This is a genomic window from Nonlabens sp. Asnod3-A02, from assembly GCF_045063755.1.
Lineage (GTDB): Bacteria > Bacteroidota > Bacteroidia > Flavobacteriales > Flavobacteriaceae > Nonlabens > Nonlabens xylanidelens.
The window spans coordinates 918,230-937,552 of sequence record NZ_JBEFOC010000008.1 but is presented as its reverse complement, the minus strand read 5'-3'; the positions used below and the strand labels follow the sequence as shown (position 1 = coordinate 937,552).

At 35.7% G+C, this 19,323-nt stretch carries 19 protein-coding genes; 7 read left to right on the top strand and 12 right to left on the bottom strand.

Annotation, left to right across the window (positions count from 1 at the left end; translation table 11 throughout):
- The first annotated feature begins 178 nt into the window (after positions 1-178).
- Both ACJJVN_RS14220 and ACJJVN_RS14215 read left to right on the top strand, forming a co-directional pair.
- Positions 179-2,119 (top strand): T9SS type A sorting domain-containing protein, encoded by a 1,941-nt coding sequence (locus ACJJVN_RS14220; protein WP_405378930.1) that lies wholly within the window; start codon positions 179-181, stop codon positions 2,117-2,119.
- A gap of 131 nt (positions 2,120-2,250) precedes the next feature.
- Positions 2,251-3,174, top strand: a complete 924-nt coding sequence (locus ACJJVN_RS14215; protein WP_405379260.1) for an acyl transferase — start codon at positions 2,251-2,253, stop codon at positions 3,172-3,174.
- Between the two features lie 76 nt (positions 3,175-3,250).
- On the opposite strand, the gene tyrS is transcribed toward ACJJVN_RS14215, so the two are convergent.
- Positions 3,251-4,549 carry a tyrosine--tRNA ligase gene (gene tyrS / locus ACJJVN_RS14210; protein ID WP_405378928.1) on the bottom strand — a complete coding sequence of 433 codons (1,299 nt, stop codon included), beginning with the start codon at positions 4,547-4,549 and terminating at the stop codon, positions 3,251-3,253.
- An 82-nt stretch (positions 4,550-4,631) separates the two neighbouring features.
- On the opposite strand from tyrS, the gene ACJJVN_RS14205 reads away from it, so the two are divergent.
- Positions 4,632-5,633 (top strand): NAD-dependent epimerase/dehydratase family protein, encoded by a 1,002-nt coding sequence (locus tag ACJJVN_RS14205; RefSeq protein WP_405378925.1) that lies wholly within the window; start codon positions 4,632-4,634, stop codon positions 5,631-5,633.
- Here ACJJVN_RS14205 and ACJJVN_RS14200 read toward each other — a convergent pair.
- The 3 genes from ACJJVN_RS14200 to ACJJVN_RS14190 are packed head-to-tail and all read right to left on the bottom strand — an operon-like array spanning position 5,630 to position 8,132.
- The gene (locus tag ACJJVN_RS14200; RefSeq protein ID WP_405378922.1) at positions 5,630-6,067 is read right to left on the bottom strand and encodes a DUF4296 domain-containing protein; all 438 of its coding nucleotides are present in this window, start codon (positions 6,065-6,067) and stop codon (positions 5,630-5,632) included. The two genes, ACJJVN_RS14205 and ACJJVN_RS14200, sit on opposite strands and share 4 nt — an antisense overlap.
- Positions 6,064-7,404: a dihydroorotase gene (locus ACJJVN_RS14195; protein ID WP_104514502.1), complete on the bottom strand. Its 1,341-nt coding sequence runs from the start codon at positions 7,402-7,404 to the stop codon at positions 6,064-6,066. The genes ACJJVN_RS14200 and ACJJVN_RS14195 overlap by 4 nt, the downstream gene beginning before the upstream one ends.
- On the bottom strand, positions 7,401-8,132 hold the full coding sequence (locus ACJJVN_RS14190) for a polyprenol monophosphomannose synthase (RefSeq protein WP_104514501.1): 732 nt from the start codon (positions 8,130-8,132) through the stop codon (positions 7,401-7,403). The genes ACJJVN_RS14195 and ACJJVN_RS14190 overlap by 4 nt, the downstream gene beginning before the upstream one ends.
- A gap of 77 nt (positions 8,133-8,209) precedes the next feature.
- Between ACJJVN_RS14190 and ACJJVN_RS14185 the strand changes: the two genes are divergently transcribed.
- Both ACJJVN_RS14185 and ACJJVN_RS14180 read left to right on the top strand, forming a co-directional pair.
- Entirely contained in the window at positions 8,210-8,860 is a 651-nt protein-coding gene (locus tag ACJJVN_RS14185; protein ID WP_405378919.1) for a DUF4271 domain-containing protein, read from the top strand.
- Between the two features lie 29 nt (positions 8,861-8,889).
- Positions 8,890-9,630, top strand: coding sequence for a uroporphyrinogen-III synthase (locus tag ACJJVN_RS14180; RefSeq protein WP_104514499.1), 741 nt, complete (start codon positions 8,890-8,892; stop codon positions 9,628-9,630).
- Between the two features lie 101 nt (positions 9,631-9,731).
- Here ACJJVN_RS14180 and pckA read toward each other — a convergent pair whose 3' ends face one another.
- Both pckA and ACJJVN_RS14170 read right to left on the bottom strand, forming a co-directional pair.
- Positions 9,732-11,345 carry a phosphoenolpyruvate carboxykinase (ATP) gene (pckA, locus tag ACJJVN_RS14175; RefSeq protein ID WP_405378916.1) on the bottom strand — a complete coding sequence of 538 codons (1,614 nt, stop codon included), beginning with the start codon at positions 11,343-11,345 and terminating at the stop codon, positions 9,732-9,734.
- Positions 11,346-11,398: 53 nt separating this feature from the next.
- Positions 11,399-11,794, bottom strand: a complete 396-nt coding sequence (locus ACJJVN_RS14170) for a DUF423 domain-containing protein (RefSeq protein ID WP_104514497.1) — start codon at positions 11,792-11,794, stop codon at positions 11,399-11,401.
- 53 nt (positions 11,795-11,847) lie between these two features.
- On the opposite strand from ACJJVN_RS14170, the gene ACJJVN_RS14165 reads away from it, so the two are divergent.
- Entirely contained in the window at positions 11,848-13,212 is a 1,365-nt protein-coding gene (locus tag ACJJVN_RS14165) for a saccharopine dehydrogenase family protein (protein WP_405378913.1), read from the top strand.
- A gap of 80 nt (positions 13,213-13,292) precedes the next feature.
- Here the strand turns inward: ACJJVN_RS14165 and ACJJVN_RS14160 are convergent, their stop codons facing one another.
- Positions 13,293-13,994: a zinc metallopeptidase gene (locus ACJJVN_RS14160; protein WP_405378910.1), complete on the bottom strand. Its 702-nt coding sequence runs from the start codon at positions 13,992-13,994 to the stop codon at positions 13,293-13,295.
- Positions 13,995-14,129: 135 nt separating this feature from the next.
- On the opposite strand from ACJJVN_RS14160, the gene ACJJVN_RS14155 reads away from it, so the two are divergent.
- On the top strand, positions 14,130-14,519 hold the full coding sequence (locus ACJJVN_RS14155; protein WP_405378907.1) for a group III truncated hemoglobin: 390 nt from the start codon (positions 14,130-14,132) through the stop codon (positions 14,517-14,519).
- Between the two features lie 9 nt (positions 14,520-14,528).
- On the opposite strand, the gene ACJJVN_RS14150 is transcribed toward ACJJVN_RS14155, so the two are convergent.
- The 5 genes from ACJJVN_RS14150 to gcvH form a co-directional block, all read right to left on the bottom strand.
- Positions 14,529-16,715 carry a gliding motility protein RemB gene (locus tag ACJJVN_RS14150; protein WP_405378904.1) on the bottom strand — a complete coding sequence of 729 codons (2,187 nt, stop codon included), beginning with the start codon at positions 16,713-16,715 and terminating at the stop codon, positions 14,529-14,531.
- Between the two features lie 32 nt (positions 16,716-16,747).
- Positions 16,748-17,581, bottom strand: a complete 834-nt coding sequence (locus ACJJVN_RS14145) for an energy transducer TonB (RefSeq protein WP_405378902.1) — start codon at positions 17,579-17,581, stop codon at positions 16,748-16,750.
- A 103-nt stretch (positions 17,582-17,684) separates the two neighbouring features.
- On the bottom strand, positions 17,685-18,413 hold the full coding sequence (locus tag ACJJVN_RS14140) for an energy transducer TonB (RefSeq protein ID WP_405369893.1): 729 nt from the start codon (positions 18,411-18,413) through the stop codon (positions 17,685-17,687).
- Positions 18,414-18,469: 56 nt separating this feature from the next.
- On the bottom strand, positions 18,470-18,895 hold the full coding sequence (locus ACJJVN_RS14135) for a VanZ family protein (protein ID WP_405378900.1): 426 nt from the start codon (positions 18,893-18,895) through the stop codon (positions 18,470-18,472).
- The gene (gene gcvH, locus ACJJVN_RS14130) at positions 18,895-19,272 is read right to left on the bottom strand and encodes a glycine cleavage system protein GcvH (RefSeq protein WP_104514491.1); all 378 of its coding nucleotides are present in this window, start codon (positions 19,270-19,272) and stop codon (positions 18,895-18,897) included. Before gcvH ends, ACJJVN_RS14135 begins: the two co-directional genes overlap by 1 nt.
- Positions 19,273-19,323 lie beyond the last annotated feature (51 nt).

Genomic DNA, 19,323 nt, shown 5'->3' with positions numbered 1-19,323 from the left:
TGAAAATAATTTGTGATGATCTCGCTTTCGCGAAAGCGGAATTCATAAACTTATCAATACTAGTACAATTAGTTAGCTATCACTAGCACTAGAAGGCATGTTACTTTAACGTTAAATAACTGACTGCCAAAACTTACACCATTATAGAAATTGTATATTCGCAAAAAACTACAACAAGATGAAACAAATTTACTTTAGTGTCGTAATGTTCTTTATTGCGGCTACTTCTTTTGCTCAACAACCTATAATTACCTCTATTGTAGACGGTGATTGTTCTGGTGGAAACCCTAAATTACTAGAGATTTATGCTAGCGGTACAGTTGACTTTACTTTATTCTCATTAGAAAATCAAACTAACGGAAACACAACTTGGGGTAGTGCATTTGATCTTTCTGGATTCGGTACTGTTACAGATGGTTTTATTTATGTAACGACTACAGGTAGTGCAGGAGCATTAGCTACTGAATTTCCTGGTCTAGCAAGTGCAACTGTACTTACTGATAATGTAATTAACCTAAATGGTGATGACCGTATTAGAATTATTGAAACAGCAACTAGTACTGTAATTGATCAATATGGAGTAAGCGGTGTGGACGGATCTGGTCAGACATGGGAATATGCAGATTCTTCTGCAAAAAGAATTAACGGTACTGGACCAGATAATGGTTTTGTAGAAGCTAACTGGGTATTTGGCGGTGCAGGTTCTTTAAACAACCTTGGAGTTTGTCAAGGTGGTACTGATACTTTTGAAACTTTAATAGGTGGAATAGGAACATACACAACTGTTATGTCTACAGTTCCTGCTGTTACTATTACTGCTCCTTCTGATGGATCTACACTTGCTGGTGGTACAACTACAACTGATATCATATGGAATTCTATGAACCTTCCTGCTGGAGCAACATTTAATGTATCAGTAAACGGTACTGATAACTTAGATGTTACTTCTCCTTATTCTATAACTGTAATGGATGGTGTTACTTATAATGTAACTGTCTCAATGGTAAACGGTACTATGTTAGTCACTACTGACTCAACTAGTTTTGACGTTGCATTCCCATGTGACCTACAATTAGGTACAATCACTGAAACGTGTCAGACTTCTACATCTGGTGTAGATTTATATGATGTAACTATAGATTTTACAGGTGGTAGTACTTCTACTTATGTTATTGACACTGCTGGTAATGGAACTGTAGCTGGAGATGATCCTTCTACTGTTGCAGCTGGACAGATTACAATTACAGGTGTTACTGAAGGTGTAGACTTTACAGTTACAGTTACTGGTGATGCAGCAAATAGCTCATGTACTCTAACTCGCAACATCTCAAGCCCTGCGTGTCTAGGTAATGTAACTTGTGCAAACCCTGGAGATTTAATAATAACAGAAATTATGCAAAACCCTGCTGCGGTAGGTGATAACGTTGGTGAATACTTTGAAGTATACAACACAACAGGAGCTGCGATAGACATGTTAGGTTATGAGATTGTAGATTTAACAAATGCAAACGAAAACTTTACTGTAATCCTTTCTGTAATTGTTCCTGCAAATGGATATGCTGTATTTGTTGCAAATGCAGATCCTCTTGCAAACGGTGGAATCACTCCTGACTATGTTTATGATGGTACTTCTACATTTTTAGGAAATGGATCTGATGAATTATCTATCCAATGTGGAGGAACTGTTATCGACGAAGTTTCTTGGGATAACGGTGCAACTTTCCCTGATGGAACTGGTGTGAGCATGGAATTATCTTTAAGCAGCTATAACTCTACAGATAATGACTTAGGTACAAACTGGGGTCTTGCCGTAACTGCTTATGGTGATGGTGATTTAGGTACTCCTGGAGCAGTAAATGACTTTACATTATCTAACGATACTTTTGACGCAAATACTTTCAAAATCTATCCTAATCCAGTAAATGGTTCTACAGTAAACATAGTTTCTACAAATGGAGAAGCCGTGGATGTAATAATCTATTCTACTTTAGGTCAGAGAGTATTAACTGCAGCTGGTCTTACAAATGAATTAAATGTAAGCAACCTTGATTCTGGAATGTATATCGTTAAGATTTCTCAAGGAAACGCAACTCAAACACGCAAACTAGTTATCAAGTAATCGATAACTAACCTTTATAATTTACTAAGCGCTGCAGTTTTACTGCGGCGCTTTTTTATTTACTTTTGTTTCAAATTCTTGATGTGATATTTCCTGTTTTTGATATTGATTCTAATAAAGCTTTTGAACAAATGGCTTTAAAAATTTATGCTTATCAAAGGCAGTACAATCCAGTTTATAAACAGTATTGCGATTTGTTAAACGTAAAAGAAGTGGACTCCTTAGAAAAAATCCCTTTTTTACCTATACAATTTTTTAAATCCCATCAAGTAATAAGCAACACTGACCCTACCCAAATAACATTTACCAGCAGTGGCACAACAGGTAGCACAGTCTCAAAACATCTTGTAACAGATTTAAAGGTATATGACCACAGCCTAGACGACAGTTTTAAAGCTACTTATGGAGCTATTGAAGATTATGTGGTTCTAGCTTTACTACCGCATTATTTAGACCGCACAGGCTCTTCATTAGTCTACATGGCACAACGCTGGATTAATAAGTCTGGACGCACAGAAAGCGGTTTTTACCTCAACAATTTAGAAGAACTAGCTGGCATACTTAAAAACCTTCAAAAAACCAATCAAAAAGTAATTCTTATCGGTGTTACATTTGCTCTACTACAACTAGCAGAACAATATGCTATGCCACTCGATAATGTCATTATTATAGAAACTGGCGGTATGAAAGGTATGCGCAAAGAGATCGTAAAACCAGAACTACACCAGATTCTCAAAACAGCTTTCCCGCAAGCAAGTATTCAAAGTGAATATGGAATGACCGAACTTTTATCACAAGCCTATGCGAGTGACGGCATCAATTTTACCACACCGCAATGGATGAAGGTAATTACTAGAGACACAAATGATCCTTTATCGCTTATAGATAATGGTAAAACTGGAGGTTTAAATATTATTGATCTAGCCAATTATAATTCCTGTTCTTTTATCGCAACACAAGACTTAGGTAAAAGCTTTAAGGATGGAAGCTTTCAAGTTTTGGGAAGGTTTGATCACTCTGACATTAGGGGTTGTAACTTAATGGCAGTTAATTAATAAATCCATATCTTAAGAAAAGAAAAAGACAACTTGTTTCCAAGTTGTCTTTTATATTATATGGTGTGAAGTAAAATTATTTTAAAACTACTAAAAAGTAATTCTTCTTTCCACGTTGTAATAAGATCATGTTTCCAGCAATCACGTCTTCTTCGGTAATCACCTTATCTTCAGTAATTTTATTTTTATTAACGCTTAGGCTATTTTCTTTAAGTGCTCTACGCACCTCACCGTTAGAACTAAGGAAACCAGTAGTTTCATTCATAAAAGTAACCACATCCACTCCATTTGCTATTGCGTCTCTTTCTATTTCTACCTGTGGCACACCATCAAAAATCTCTAACAATGTTGCCTGATCCATTTTACCCCATTGCTCTGGAGTTACTTTTTTAGAAAACAATATTCCAGATGCCTCAACCGCTGTCTCAAAAGCTTCTTTACCATGAACTAAAGTAGTTATCTCCTCTGCAAGACGTTTTTGTAACACACGGTAACTAGGATCTTTTTGATGCTCTTCAATTAAAGCCTCACAAGTTTCCTTATCTAAGAAAGTAAAAATCTTAATCCAGTTCACCGCATCATCATCAGTTGCTGTAATCCAGAATTGATAAAATTTATAAACACTTGTTTTATCTGCATCTAGCCAGATATTACCACCTTCTGTTTTACCGAATTTAGTTCCATCCGTCTTAGTAACAAGAGGTGTTGTTAAAGCGTATGCTTTACCTCTAGCCACGCGACGTACTAACTCTGTTCCAGTAGTAATATTTCCCCATTGATCAGAACCACCTATTTGTAATTTTACACCTTCATTTTGATACAAGTGTAAGTAATCATACCCTTGAAATAATTGATAAGTAAACTCAGTAAAACTCATTCCATCACCTTCTCCAGACACACGTTTCTTTACAGACTCTTTTGCCATCATGTAATTAACCGTAATGTGCTTACCGATATCACGAGCAAAATCTATAAGACTAAAGTCTTTCATCCAGTCGTAATTATTCACCAATTTAGCTCTCGTTTCTTCTTCACCACCTTCAAAATCAATAAATCTAGAAATAACGCTTTTAACACCAGCGATATTTTTATCTAGGATATCTTGTGTTAGTAAATTACGCTCTGCACTTTTACCACTAGGATCACCTATCATACCTGTTGCACCACCTACTAGCGCTATAGGTCTATGACCAGAACGTTGTAAATGCATTAAAAGAATGATTTGCACCATACTACCTATATGAAGAGAGTCTGCAGTAGGGTCAAAACCTATATAACCAGACACCACTTCATTTTGTAACATTTCTTCTGTATCGGGCATGATATCGTGTATCATACCGCGCCATTTTAACTCTTCTACAAAGTTGTAAGCCATAATTCCATTTTTACAATTGCAAATATATGTGTTTGGCTTTTTTTAAAGGTTTTTTAAGCCTTGTATTGTGTACTTTTACTGCATGATTTTAATCACAGGTGCAACAGGATTAGTAGGTGGACATTTGTTATACCGCTTTCGCGAAAGCGGAAACAACATCATTGCTCTTTATCGAGATTTAAAAACTCTTGATAATACACGTGAGATTTTTGAGTCTTATGAAAAAGGTGCAAGTGTACAAGTCGATAATTTTCAGTGGCTACAAGCCGAAATTCTTGAGATTCCAAGTCTTGAAAAAGCAATGGAAAATATCACTACCGTTTATCATTGTGCTGCCGCAATTGATGGTCTAGATTTTGAACATCTTAAAAGCATAAACATGCGCGGCACAGAGAATGTGATTAATGTAGCCATAGCGAGTGGCGTGAGTAAATTGTGCCACGTAAGTAGCATTGCTGCTCTAGGAGAATCTGTAGGCGGCAGGGCTGTAAATGAGGATGACTATTTTAATCTAGACGGACTCAACACAGACTATGCGATCACAAAATTTGGCGCAGAAATGGAGGCATGGCGAGCAACACAAGAAAACCTAGAAGTAGTTATTGTTAATCCTGGTGTAATTCTAGGAGAAGGCAACTGGAACAGTGGCTCTGGTCAATTATTTAGTAAAACGGCTAGCGGTAATAGTTTCTACACAGGTGGCAGCAGTGGTTTTGTAGATGTAAGAGATGTAGCAAAGGCCATGCAAGAACTTACCGAGAGTGATTATACTAACGAGCGTGTCATATTAGTATCTGAAAATAAATCTTACAAAGATGTATTAGACTATATAGCGATCTCTCTAAACAAAAAGAAGCCTAGCATAAAACTATCTAAAAGTTTACTGACAGCTGTTTCTTACTTATTAAAAATACCCAATCTATTAGGGTTAAAAAGAAAACTTAGCACAGCAACTGTTAATTCACTAAGCTCAAGTACTAAGTATTCTAATGAAAATGCAAAAACTGTTTTAAGCTTTGATTTCATCTCTGTAGCTGAAAGTATAGAAAGAGTTTGTAAATTTTATAATGAAAGAAAACACTAAAGTTCTTCTTCAATATTTTTTACTTTCTCCTTTTTCTTAGCTTTTTCAACAGTGCTTTTAGGGACTAGATTCTCTTGTTCTTTATTAAACCTTTCTTGCCTAGAACTTACAGAGTCTTGAAGAACCTTTAAATTATCTTGTACTTTTTGCATTATCAGAACGTAATCTTCTACCCTATCTGTATAATAATTTAAATTCTCTTGAAAACTTATACTGTCCATAGTATACTTTTCAAAAAGGTAAGAACTAGGCTGTACACCTTTTTCAATATAAGCTGTTCTATTAGAAGATATCGCACCTTCTACTATATATAGATCAGTGATGATAGCTGCCATTTTATCCTGATCAAACAGATTATCTGGTTTTGCAGATGTCTCTACATTAGAACATGAAAGTGTAAAAAGGATTAAGATTATGGCGGTTATTTTTTTCATCGTTTAAAAGAAAGTTCTTGAGCACTTTTATGATCGCTTACTTTAAAGTTTTTATATGCTAGCTCTCCATTAACAAAGGTTTGCATAATGCGGCTTTTAAATGTAACACCTTCAAATGGTGACCACCCACATTTTGCAAGCACGTTCTCCTTAGTCACAGTCCATGGATTGTTAGTATCTACCACAACAAGGTCTGCCTTATAACCTTCTCTTATGAAACCACGGTTTTCTATATCAAATAGTAATGCCGGATTATGACACATTTTCTCTACTACCTTTTCTATTGAGATCTTTTCGTCGTGAACAAATTGCAACATTGCAGGTAATGCATGTTGCACTAATGGACCTCCACTAGGACAACTAGTGTATGGATTTGATTTTTCTTCTAGTGTGTGTGGCGCATGGTCTGTTGCGATCACATCTATACGGTCATCTAATAGCGCTTGCCACAACTCTTCTCTATCAGTAGCTGTTTTTACTGCTGGATTCCACTTTATAAACTTACCTTTTGTAGCATAGTCTTCATCACTAAACCATAGGTGGTGTATACATACCTCTGCAGTGATTTTCTTATCTTTAATTGCCTCTTTATTAGAAAACAGTGAGGTCTCCTTCCCTGTAGACAAATGGAACACATGTATTCTAGCACCAGTTTCCTTAGCTAGTTCTACCGCACCACTACTACTTATATAACAAGCATCTTCACTTCTTATTTTAGGATGTTGATCCATAGGAATATCATCTCCATAGGTATCAAAAGCTTCTTTAAAATTTGCTTTAATTGTAGCCTCATCTTCACAATGTAAAGCGATGCGCAATTTTACTTTAGAAAATATTTCACGCAATACTTCTTTATCATCTACAAGCATATTACCTGTAGAAGATCCTAAGAATAATTTTAAAGCAGGTACTCTAGACGTATCTACTTTTAGGATTTCTTCTAGGTTATCATTAGTCCCACCGAACATGAAAGCATAGTTTGCATGACTATCATTTGCAGCCGTTTCCATCTTTTTCTCCCATTCTTTAATGGTAGTAGTCTGTGGATTTGTATTAGGCATTTCCATAAATGTGGTAATCCCACCTGCAACAGCAGCAGCACTTTCTGTGGCTATAGTTGCTTTATGTGTAAGACCTGGCTCTCTAAAATGAACCTGATCATCAATTGCTCCTGGTAATAAGTATTTACCCTCTATATCAATAACAATAGTATCTGCATTTTTTGCGCTTATACTTTCTGCTATTTCTTTGATTGTATCTCCTTCTATATAAACATCACCTTCTCTAGTGACACCGTCAGTAACAATCTTTGCGTTTTTAATTAATGTCTTCTTCATAATTCAAGCTTCCCTATCAAACTTTTAATTTTCATAATAAATACTCCGGTAACCGCTTCATGTATAATACCACCGCTCATCTTAGACTGTCCTCTAGAACGATCTGTAAAGATTACTGGAACTTCCATAATATTAGCTTTTAATAAAAAAGCTTTGAACTTCATTTCTATTTGAAATGCATATCCTACAAATTTAATCTTATCTAAGTTGATTTTACTTAAAAGTGATGCTTTATAGCATTTAAAACCTGCAGTCGTGTCGTGTATCGACATTCTAGTTATGAATCTTACATATTTTGAGGCAAAATAGGAAAGCAAAACTCTAGACATGGGCCAGTTAACAACATTTACACCACGCACATATCTACTGCCTATGGCAAGGTCTGCTCCTTCATTTTTACAAGCCTTGTACAATACAGGTATATCATTAGGATTATGAGAGAAGTCTGCATCCATTTCAAAAATGAATTCATAATCTCTATAAAGCGCCCATTTAAATCCATGAATATACGCAGTACCCAAGCCTTGTTTACCCTCGCGCTCTTCTAGAAATAATCTACCGGAATAATTAGCAAGGTTGTTTTTAACAACCTGACCAGTACCATCTGGAGAATTATCATCTACAATAAGCAAGTGCAAATCATCACTTTGACTTAAAACGGCATCGATCATTAACTGTATGTTATCGATTTCATTATAAGTAGGAATAATAATTACTGTGTTTTTCATAACAAGCGGCAAAAATAGACAATTAATCTAGCAGCATACTAAACGTTTGATAAATCATATTATTTTTGCTGATTCATATGAACTTTGAATTACGTCACATATCTCCCAACGACTGGATCACCATTACATTATTAATATGTATAGTAATTCTAGCTATAGCAAAATGGTTTTCTTCTATACCGTTAGGTGATTTACTCAGTTCTTACTTTAAAGATAGATTTATAAAAATTTCAAAATCAAATGGTGAGAGCACTTCATTACTCCTTATTTCTAGTCAGGTAGTTTATGGAATAAGTCTTTCTCTATTTGTTTACTTATTCTATCAATCGAGAATAGCAAGTCCTCCACAGTTTATCAATTTTATTCTAGCCTTAACTTTTATAGTCACCTTTTTATTAGGCAAACACTATCTAGGAAAATTGATTGCAAACCTGTGCCATTTTGAAGAGATCGTTGAAGTGATCGATCATCACAGAAATATTAACAGATCTATATTCTCTTTTGGGCTACTTTTAATCAATTGTATAGTCATCTATGCCTTTCATATGGAGCAAATTCCATTCCTAATAGCCTTTATAATTGTAGCATTATTCTTGTTTACTTATAACATAATTTTGATTTATACGTATCGAGCCCTATTAATTTCAGCTCCTTTCTATTTTATTTTGTACCTTTGCGCGCTTGAAATCGCGCCCTATCTACTTTTATATAAGTATATTATGCTGTGAGGACTTGTATTTAATAGAAAAATGAGTTTATGAAAGTGAAAACAATTTTGGTTTCCCAACCTGAACCTAAAATGGAAAATTCACCATATCAGAATTTGGTCGATAGAACAAAGGTGAAAATAGACTTCCGTTCCTTTATTCATGTTGAAGGAGCTGCAGCCAAAGAAGTACGAGAACAAAAGATTGATTTATCTCAGTTCACAGCTATTATTTTAACCAGCCGTAACGCTGTAGATCACTTCTTTAGAGTCGCTGAAGAAATGAGATATAAGATACCTGATTCTTTAAAATACTTCTGTCAGAGTGAAGCTGTTGCTTATTATTTACAAAAATATGTAGTATACCGTAAACGTAAGATTTATGTAGGTAAAAGAACTTTTCCAGAACTTTCTCCGCTTATTAAAAAACATAAAAACGAAACGTTCTTAGTACCTAGTTCTGATAAACTAGGAAACTCTACTCCTGCAGAATTAGATAAACTAGGTGTTAAATGGACTAGTGGTACTTTTTTCCGTACGGTAATTAGTGACCTTTCTGATCTTGCTGATGTAAAGTATGACGTATTAGTATTCTTCAGCCCTAGTGGGATAGAATCTTTATTTAAAAACTTTCCTGAATTCACTCAAGAGAAGACTAGAATTGCAGTTTTTGGAAACACTACCATGAAGGCTGCCGAAGATAAAGGTCTAAGAATAGATATTCAAGCACCTACACCAGAGTCTCCATCAATGACTATGGCTATCGAGAATTATATTAAAGATAAAGCATAAGATAATTTTTCCGCTTTCGCGAAAGCGGAATTACAACAAACAAAAAAGTCCTGAATAATTTATTCAGGACTTTTTTTATGCAACCATTTTAGAGGTTAAATTTATAATTTTCTAGGTGGACCACCAGCTAGAATTTCTTCTGATGCTTCACTTTCAAATTGTTTAAAGTTATCAATAAAGAACTGTCTTAATTTTTCGGCAGTTTCATAATAACCTTTATCATTATTCCATGATTTACGAGGGCTCAAGACTTCTGTCGGTACATTAGGACATGTTCTAGGTTGCGCAAGTCCAAACATAGAGTGCACGTGGTAATTTCCTTTATTAGCTTCTTCTAATGAACCATCTAGCGCTGCGGTAATCATAGCTCTAGTATATTTTAATTTCATACGAGAACCTACACCATAAGGACCACCAGTCCATCCTGTGTTTACTAACCACACGTTCACACCAGCTTCTTTCATTTTCTTGCTCAACATCTCTGCATACACAGTAGGATGTAGCGGCATGAATGGCGCTCCAAAACATGAAGAAAAACTAGGCACCGGCTCTGTAACACCAGCTTCAGTTCCTGCTACCTTTGCTGTATAACCGCTTATAAAGTGGTATGCAGCCTGACCAGGTGTTAATTTTGAAATAGGAGGCAGTACACCAAAAGCATCTGCAGTAAGGAAGAATATATTCTTAGGATTTTTTCCTTGAGACGGTACTTTTATATTATCGATATGATAAATAGGGTAACTTACTCTTGTATTTTGTGTTATAGAAGTATCAGCAAAATCTACAGTATTATCTTCTTTAAAAATAACATTTTCTAGAATTGCCCCAGATCGTATAGCATTAAAAATTTCTGGTTCTCCTTCTGGATCCAGATTGATAACCTTTGCATAACAACCACCTTCAAAGTTGAAGACTTCATTATCCTCAGTCCATCCATGCTCATCATCGCCTATCAAAGCACGATTAGGATCTGTAGAGAGAGTCGTTTTACCAGTACCACTAAGGCCAAAGAATATAGCTGTGCTACCATCTTTCCCTACGTTTGCACTACAGTGCATAGGTAACGTGTTTTTGTAAACAGGTAAGATAAAGTTAAGAGCACTAAAAATTCCTTTTTTAATCTCTCCTGTGTAACCAGTACCACCTATTAAAGCGATTTTTCTTGAGAAATTTAAAATAGCAAAATTGTGCTGTCTTGTCCCATCTTGATCTGGAACCGCCATAAATCCTGGTGCATTGATCACTGTCCACTCTGGATCAAAGCCATTAAGCTCTTCTTCTTCAGGTCTGATAAACATGTTATAAGCAAACATATTAGACCATGGATACTCATTGATCACTCTTAATTTGAGACGGTAGTCTTTATGAGCACATGCATATGCATCTCTCACAAAAAGCTCTTTACCATCTAGATAAGATGTTACCTTATCCAGTAATGCGTCAAATTTATCTGACTCAAAAGGAAGGTTAATGTTTCCCCACCAGACTAGTTTTTCAGTAACTTCATCTTTCACAATGAATCTGTCCATAGGAGAGCGACCGGTAAATTCACCTGTATGAACCGCGAGCGTGCCATTATCAGTTTCTTTACCGCCATAGTCCTCTACAGATTTCTCTTGTAAAATTTCAGGCGCGAGTTGGTAATTGATTTTGGAATTTTTGATTCCCCATTCGGTTAACGCAATCGATTGCGTAATAGAGGTGTTTGAATTCATGATAATCCTTTAATTAAGATTTCTGCAAAAATATAACTCTCAAATGGCTCTCACTAATTATTAATAGAATTATGTGAAATGATTTTCCATAAGGCAAAGAACCACCCTGATATCAGGCTTAGGCCGCCTAAAGGAGTTATCGGACCAAGAAATTTCAAGCTTATTTTAAGCCATTTTGATACTGAAAGTCCATAAATACTAAATGAAAACAACACAATTCCGATAGCAAACAAATACAACAAAACACCTTTTGAAGAATCTGTTAAAATATTTACTTGAGAAAAAGCAATCAATGCAATGGCATGAAATAATTGATAACGCACACCTGTTTCAAAACTTTTTAACTGTTGTGGCTCTAACACTTTCTCTAGAGCATGAGCACCTAAGGCTCCTAAAATTACCGCGATAACCGCAAAACTACAGCCGACGATTAATAACTTTCTTTCCATTATTTCCTAAATTTTAATTAAGTCACTTAACTTGGCACTAAATTACAACAGCCATGCGTCACATCTTAATTATAGGAGCAGGAAAATCTACAGGAGTATTAGTAGATTATCTTCTTAATAAATCTAACGAACATAACCTACATCTAATCATCGCTGATAAAAACGTTGAGAGTGCTCAATCGTTAAGTCAGAATCATGAAAATGCAACCGCCATAGAACTAGATATTTTTAATCCAGAAGAGCGTAAAAAACACATTCAAAAAGCAGATATCGTTATATCCATGCTACCTGCTAGATTCCATATAGAAGTTACCCAAGACTGTGTAACTTATAACAAAAACATGGTGACTGCTAGTTATGTAAGCCCAGAAATGGAATCGCTGGATAAAGAAGTTAAAGAAAAAGGCCTCGTTTTTATGAACGAGATAGGCGTAGATCCTGGAGTAGACCACATGAGTGCTATGCAAGTAATAGATAGCATTAGAAACAAAGGTGGTAAACTTTTATTATTTGAATCCTTTACTGGTGGCCTTGTTGCTCCAGAAGACGATAATAATCTATGGAATTATAAATTTACATGGAACCCACGTAATGTAGTTACGGCAGGACAAGGTGGCGCTGCAAAGTTTATTCAAGAAGGCAAATACAAATACATACCGTACCATCGCCTTTTTAGAAGAACAGAGTTTCTAGATGTAGATGATTATGGACGTTTTGAAGCTTTAGCAAATAGAAATAGTCTCAAATATAGAGAAGTTTATGGCCTACAAGATGTCTTAACCTTATATAGAGGCACCATGAGACGTGTAGGTTTCAGTAAAGCATGGAACATGTTTGTACAACTAGGCATGACAGACGACACCTATACTATAGAAGATTCTGAGGACATGACCTATCGTGATTTTGTCAATAGCTTTTTACCTTATTCTCCTACAGATAGTGTGGAACTAAAAATGCGTCATGAACTTAAAATAGATCAAGACGACATTATGTGGTTAAAACTAGAAGAGTTAGATATTTTTAATAGTGAAAAGAAAATAGGTCTTAAAGATGCCACACCTGCACAGATGTTGCAAGCCATTTTAGAAGATTCATGGACATTACAACCTGGAGAAAAGGATATGATTGTGATGTATCATAAATTCGGCTATGAATTGAATGGAGAACAATATCAAATAGACAGCACCATGGTCTGTCTAGGCGATGGGAAACTTCAAACTGCTATGGCTAAGACCGTAGGACTACCTGTAGCTATAGCTGCTTTAAAAATATTAAATAAAGAAATTACAGAACCTGGAGTGCAAATTCCTATTAAAGAATCTGTATACAAGCCTATTCTTAAAGAATTAGAAGGATATGGCATTCGCTTTCGCGAAAGCGAGACAGAATATCTAGGTTATAATAAATTACACTTGTAACTATTCTCAAAAATCAGCCAATAAAAAAAGTCACTTACTAGTTAACTAATAAGTGACTTTTTTTGATAGAGTATTAAGTATTATCTCCTCTTTAAAAAGATAGAAATAAAATACAGTAAGGTAGCAAGTGAGCCTATGGCTGCAACTAAGTAAGTTCTAGCAGCCCATTTTAAAGCGTCTTTTGCACCAGCGTGTTCTTCTTGAGTAAGCATTCTTTCATTTTCTAACCACGCAAGTGCGCGATTACTAGCATCATATTCTACTGGTAAAGTTACAAAAGCAAATAATGTTCCCATACCATACATAATAATACCTGCGAGCAGTACCCATTTACCAAAAAAAGTACTTGCCGCGAGAGCAACACCACCCATGATTACCCATTGAGAATATTTAGATGCAATACTCACTATAGGAACTAGACTAGAACGCATTCCTATCCATGAATAAGCCGTAGCATGTTGTATCGCGTGACCTACTTCATGAGCTGCGACTGCGGCTGCAGCTGCATTGCGTTGTGAATAAACCACCTCACTTAAATTAACCGTTCTATCGCTAGGGTTATAATGATCTGTAAGCTGTCCAGCTACCGAAATTACTTTTACATCTGTAATACCGTTATCATCGAGCATTTTTTGAGCGATCTCTGCCCCACTCATTCCGTTTTTGAGAGTCAATTTTGAATAGTACTCAAATTTTGACTTTAGTTTTTTACTTACTAAAGTACTTACCAGCATAACTATACCACCGATAATATAATAACCCATTAAGCCGCCGCCCATCATAATTTATAATTTTAATCAAGTTAAGAATTTAAAGTTACATCTTTAAAATTAAATTTTCATTTATTAATTACATAGATGAAATACAAAGTATAGAGTTGAAAAAACTAACTTGCCCATACCAAAACTACAGCGCTGATGACACCACTAGAAGACTTAAAAAACAGAGATGACATCAATAAACTTGTTACCTGTTTTTACAGTAAAGTAAGAGAAGAGAAAACCCTAGGACCTATTTTTAATAGAGCGATTGAGAACTGGGACACACATTTAGAGCACATAACAGATTTTTGGGAAAGCAGTCTACTAATGGCCAAAAGCTATCAAGGAAACCCTGTTACAGCACATAAAAAACTAGATGTACAGGAAAATCATTCTATAGATATGAACCATTTTGGCATATGGATAAACCTATGGAAAGAAACCATAAATGAAATGTACCGCGGCGATATAGCAGACCTCGCATTGCGACGAGCTAGAAACATGGCTAGTATACTATTTATAAAAATGTTTGAGGCTAGACCTTAAACTATAGATCTATCTATCAAATGACCAGTTCATAATATCGGTGCGCAAACCTAGATTTAACCACGTCGTGCTTTCTCCACGTACAACACTATTATTTATTATCGGATTTGAACTGCGGTAGATTACCTGTCCAAAAACCTTCAACCTACTTGCTGGATTTATGACATAACCAGCCTCTAAGTGTCCATAGAAAAAGTTAGAAATATTACCTTGAACGGTTACATTACCATTATCAGAAATACGATCATCTTCTGTACCATAAATATCACCTCCATAAAAGGCGTTATCACCATCAGTAAGCACATCATAACCACGCTCTCCATAAATAGCCTTAGCTATTCCATACCAGCGGTCTTTTGTGTAGCGTCCTATTAATACCGTTTCATAAAAATTTGCACCCCATGGATGTGCGAGCGCCTGGTTACTGTTACCATAATTCAACACCACTGTATTATGAGAGTACGTGTAAGGTCTTACTCTATTATATTCTAGTTGCATCATTAAATTAGGTAACTTAAAGGCATTTTGCCATTTTACACCTAATTGATAAGCACTTTTATTTTGATAACTACCATTACCACTCACAACAGATCCTCCAGAAAACTCATCAAGAACTAACTGTCCATATGCAGTTACCTTATCACTGACTTTATATTTAGCTGTTAGACCTAACAAAGCATTTCCACCTCTAGAGCCTGTTTCTAGTTCTACGGTTTGATAAAAAATCACAGGGTTTAAATAATTAAAATCAAAACCTCTCTGGTTATCATCCTGCCATAAAACGCTCTCAAAGAAACCTAGATTTAATCTTTTAGTTGCATTCCAACTTAGATAATGGTGCGTCATGAACTTCGTACGGAAAGAATCGTCTGCGGTTACCTCAGGTCGTACATCTCTCAATGATGTGTACAATACCGTATAATCTAGTTTCCAGAACTTAGCATTGAGCTTAAAATAAGGAAAAGGCTGCGAGTTATCACTTAATACTAATGAGCGGTAACCATCACCTATAAAGTGCTGTCCATGCCCTAATTGTAAATCAAAATATTTACTAGGCTTATAATTAACGTAACCTGTAGCTACTGGATAATCAAATATTCTGTCGCCGCCATCTTCGGCGATACCTCTACCTGGTACTATACCAGGATTACCACCATCTGGCGCTCTAGAAATAACATCTCTTTCAAAAAAACCAGGAAATCTAGCTTGAGACTCTTGTATACTAGCACCGAATGTGATTTGATCTCCTATTCCACCACTCACATTAACTAATCTGGTGTTGTTATAAGTAGTCACATCATCTCTAGAATCTTTACCTACTTGAAGATCTACACCTGGATCTATAACCACCCAATAATCTTCTCCAGCAAGTTCAAAGAAATGTTCATTATGCCACTTGCGTCCCAACCATGTATTACGATCCTTAAGCAAGGATTCACGCTCTGCTTCAAGGTCAAAGTATTGATCCACATAATTAAAAGTATAAGGTTTTACCGCCGTATGAGCATTATTCCCTACACGGTTCATCGCTGCTTCATATCTATGATATCTTTGGTAAGAAAGAGGTATTACTGCATCAGACCTTAATTGATGGTTATCATACTGGTCACTAATTATGGTGTTGTATTCTTCATTCGCTTTCGCGAAAGCGAGACTATCTTCCTTCCTTTTAACCTCATTTTGTTGATCTATTTTAGACTGAGAGTTGCTATACACTTTAAAAGAACCAGACTCTTTCATAGGCACTGGCACATTAAGTATAAATTGCATGAACGTAGCGTCTCCATTAAATGTAGGAGCTTCTATAACTGGTAGTTTTGAAAACGCTTTAATCATCTCTTCTTTTAAAGAAGATTTAAATGCATCTGTTCTTATTAGAACAAATTTACCATCGCGATCCACCTCAAATCTTATGGTAACCGACTGATCTGCAAGCGTATCATTTTTAATAGGATGCTGATAACTATTTTTAAGCTGAGCATAAAGAGCACTATAAAAACAATCTTCTAATTGCTTACTCGTATTCCCTTTACAATCTTCAAAAACCGGAAACCGTTCTATATCAGACTGAGCAAATAACCAACTTGAAAATGTAAGAAAGAGTAAAGTATATAAAAATTTCATAGTCCCTTGATAAGTGACAAATATACTTGTTTTACCTACTGTCCCAAAAATAGAAAAGCCATGAAATTTCATGGCTTTTTAAAAATCGTATAATAGTAAAGTTACTAATCGTTAATCTGGAAACGTATAGGCAGTGCGTAGGTAACATTAACCGCAGCATTATCTATCTTACCTGGTGTCATTTTAGGTAATCTTGAAATTACCTTATAAGCTTCTTCTTCTAGTTTTTTATTAGGTGCTTTTACTAGAATATCTTTAGGCAAGCCGTCTACACCTATGGTAAATTGCACAGCGATTTTAACCATACCATTTTCATTCAAGTCATTACCCAGACTCGTGTCGAACTTTCTTTGAATAAACCTTCCCATTTTTTTATTGAGACATTCTACTCGCTCCTTACTATCCATTCTAGAACTACATCCTGGAAACAACGGCACCTCATGCAGTGCAGCTATTACTGTAGGTCCAGATGGTTTACTAGCTGGCGCGTCATTGTTACTACTGGCTACATCTGCATCACTAGTATCAGTATCTACAAGGTTATTTTCAACAGGCTCCTTTGTATCATCATCTTGTTCTGGAACATCTGGTTGATCATTCTCGATAACCTTAGGTGGTTTATTTGGATCTACTTTAGGTGTCTCGACTTTTGGCTTATGTGTTTTCTTTACTACTGGTTTAGGAGCCTCATTTGGAACTATTTTAACAGCTCCTATATTTGTTTCTGTGTGATCAATTGGCACCGTAGTAGCAATAGGAGTGTTTGTTTCAGGAACCTCAGTCGTTAATTCTATAATAAGAAACGCAGCTACTAATGCAGCTATGAGTCCAATTTGAAAATTAACGATGGGATTGACCTTTGTGTTTGCCGCTTTTTTGTCTTCACGGCGAGTGTTTTGAGATGTTGCAGCATCTCTTTTCTCATTTGAAGTGTTCATAATCAATGGTTTTATGTTATTTCAAAGAGAAATCAAGAAGTGTACCAAAAAAAAATCCCAACCTATACAGGTTGGGATTTTATATATAAAATAGTGTCTATTATTAGTCTTGCACTTGGAAAATAATAGGTAGTGCATAAATCACACCTACTGGTTTACCTCTTTGCATTCCTGGAGTCATAGCAGGTAATTTATTAATTACTCTAGCTGCTTCACTCTGTAATTTAGGGTGCTTTGCTTTAGACTGAATACCTACAACATTACCTTTTGAGTCGATTTTAAATTGAACAGAAATTTTCTGTCTTCCTTCTAGACCTAAATCATTTGCAAGTCCAGTATTAAACTGTTTATTTACAAATTTGGTAATTTTTTCACTCATACATTTCTTACGATCTGCATTGTTCTTTTTACTCTCACAACCAGGATAGATAGGCACATTCTCGATAATCGCAAATGGAACATCAGCAATTACTTCTTCAACACCTACTTCTTCAGCAACTTCTTCGATCTCAACGATCTCTTCTTGCTCATCTGTTTCTGTATCTTCAATGATAACCTCTTCTATTTCCACTTCATTCTCAACTACCTCGATAATTTCAGGAGCTGGCGGTGGTGGCGGTGGTGGCGGTGGAGTATCCAACATTTGAGTAATCGGAATTTCTTCCTCGATGAAGATTTCTTCAGGCTCCTCATACACCTCTTCTATTTCTACGGTTTTAGACTCATATTCAAGTCCTTGCCAAGATAATAACAACATAAACGCCAGCCCTGATAAGGCGTATAGCGTAATGTTCTTACGTAAATCTGCTTTTTCTGATTTTTTTACTTCCATTATGGTTGTATTTATAAGAGGTTAAAAATAACTAATTCTTTGTGCTAACAAAAGAATTATGCAACTTTATGTTTGTTAAATAATTTATCAATTATCATTAAGAATAACATAGCAATAATGATGCCAGCAAAATTTGCTAGTACATCCATTATGTCCATTGTTCTATTTACAGAAATAAACTCCTGTCCTAGTTCTATTAACACCCCTATAATCAAGGACAAAGCACCTGCTCCTATCGCAATAGGTCTAGACCAGTTTTTTAAAATAGTTTTTAGACCAAAACTCAAAAGGCTTTGCTTTCCTAAAAAACGACTGTAAAAGAAAATATACCACAAGATCGCCATTATAAAATAGGCGGTAGCATGGTATATCTTATCTACGTTATCGATATTTACTGGCGGCGCTGGGTTTGCTATCATAGACGCTACGGTAATGAATACAGTAAACAATGGAGCAGCTAGCCAATAAATAACTTTTTTCATTATCCTACTAACTCTTTATAAGCGTCAGCACTTAATAATCCATCTACTTGAGTTGCGTCAGTAAACTTCATTTTTATCATCCATCCGTCTCCGTAAGGGTCAGAATTCACAAGTTCTGGTTCATCTTCTAACTTTTCATTAAAGTCAGTAATCTCTCCAGTTAACGGAAGAAAAAGATCTGAAACAGTCTTTACCGCTTCTACCGTACCGAAAACTTCCTCTTGATCCAAAGTCTCATCTACAGTCTCTACTTCTACATAAACAATATCACCTAACTCGCTCTGTGCAAAATCAGTAATACCTATGGTAGCAACGTCTCCTTCTATTTTGATCCACTCGTGATCTTTAGTATACTTTAATTCTGATGGAATATTCATTTTATATGATTTTTTAAAAGCGTAAATTTAAGATAACTCTATCTATTAATT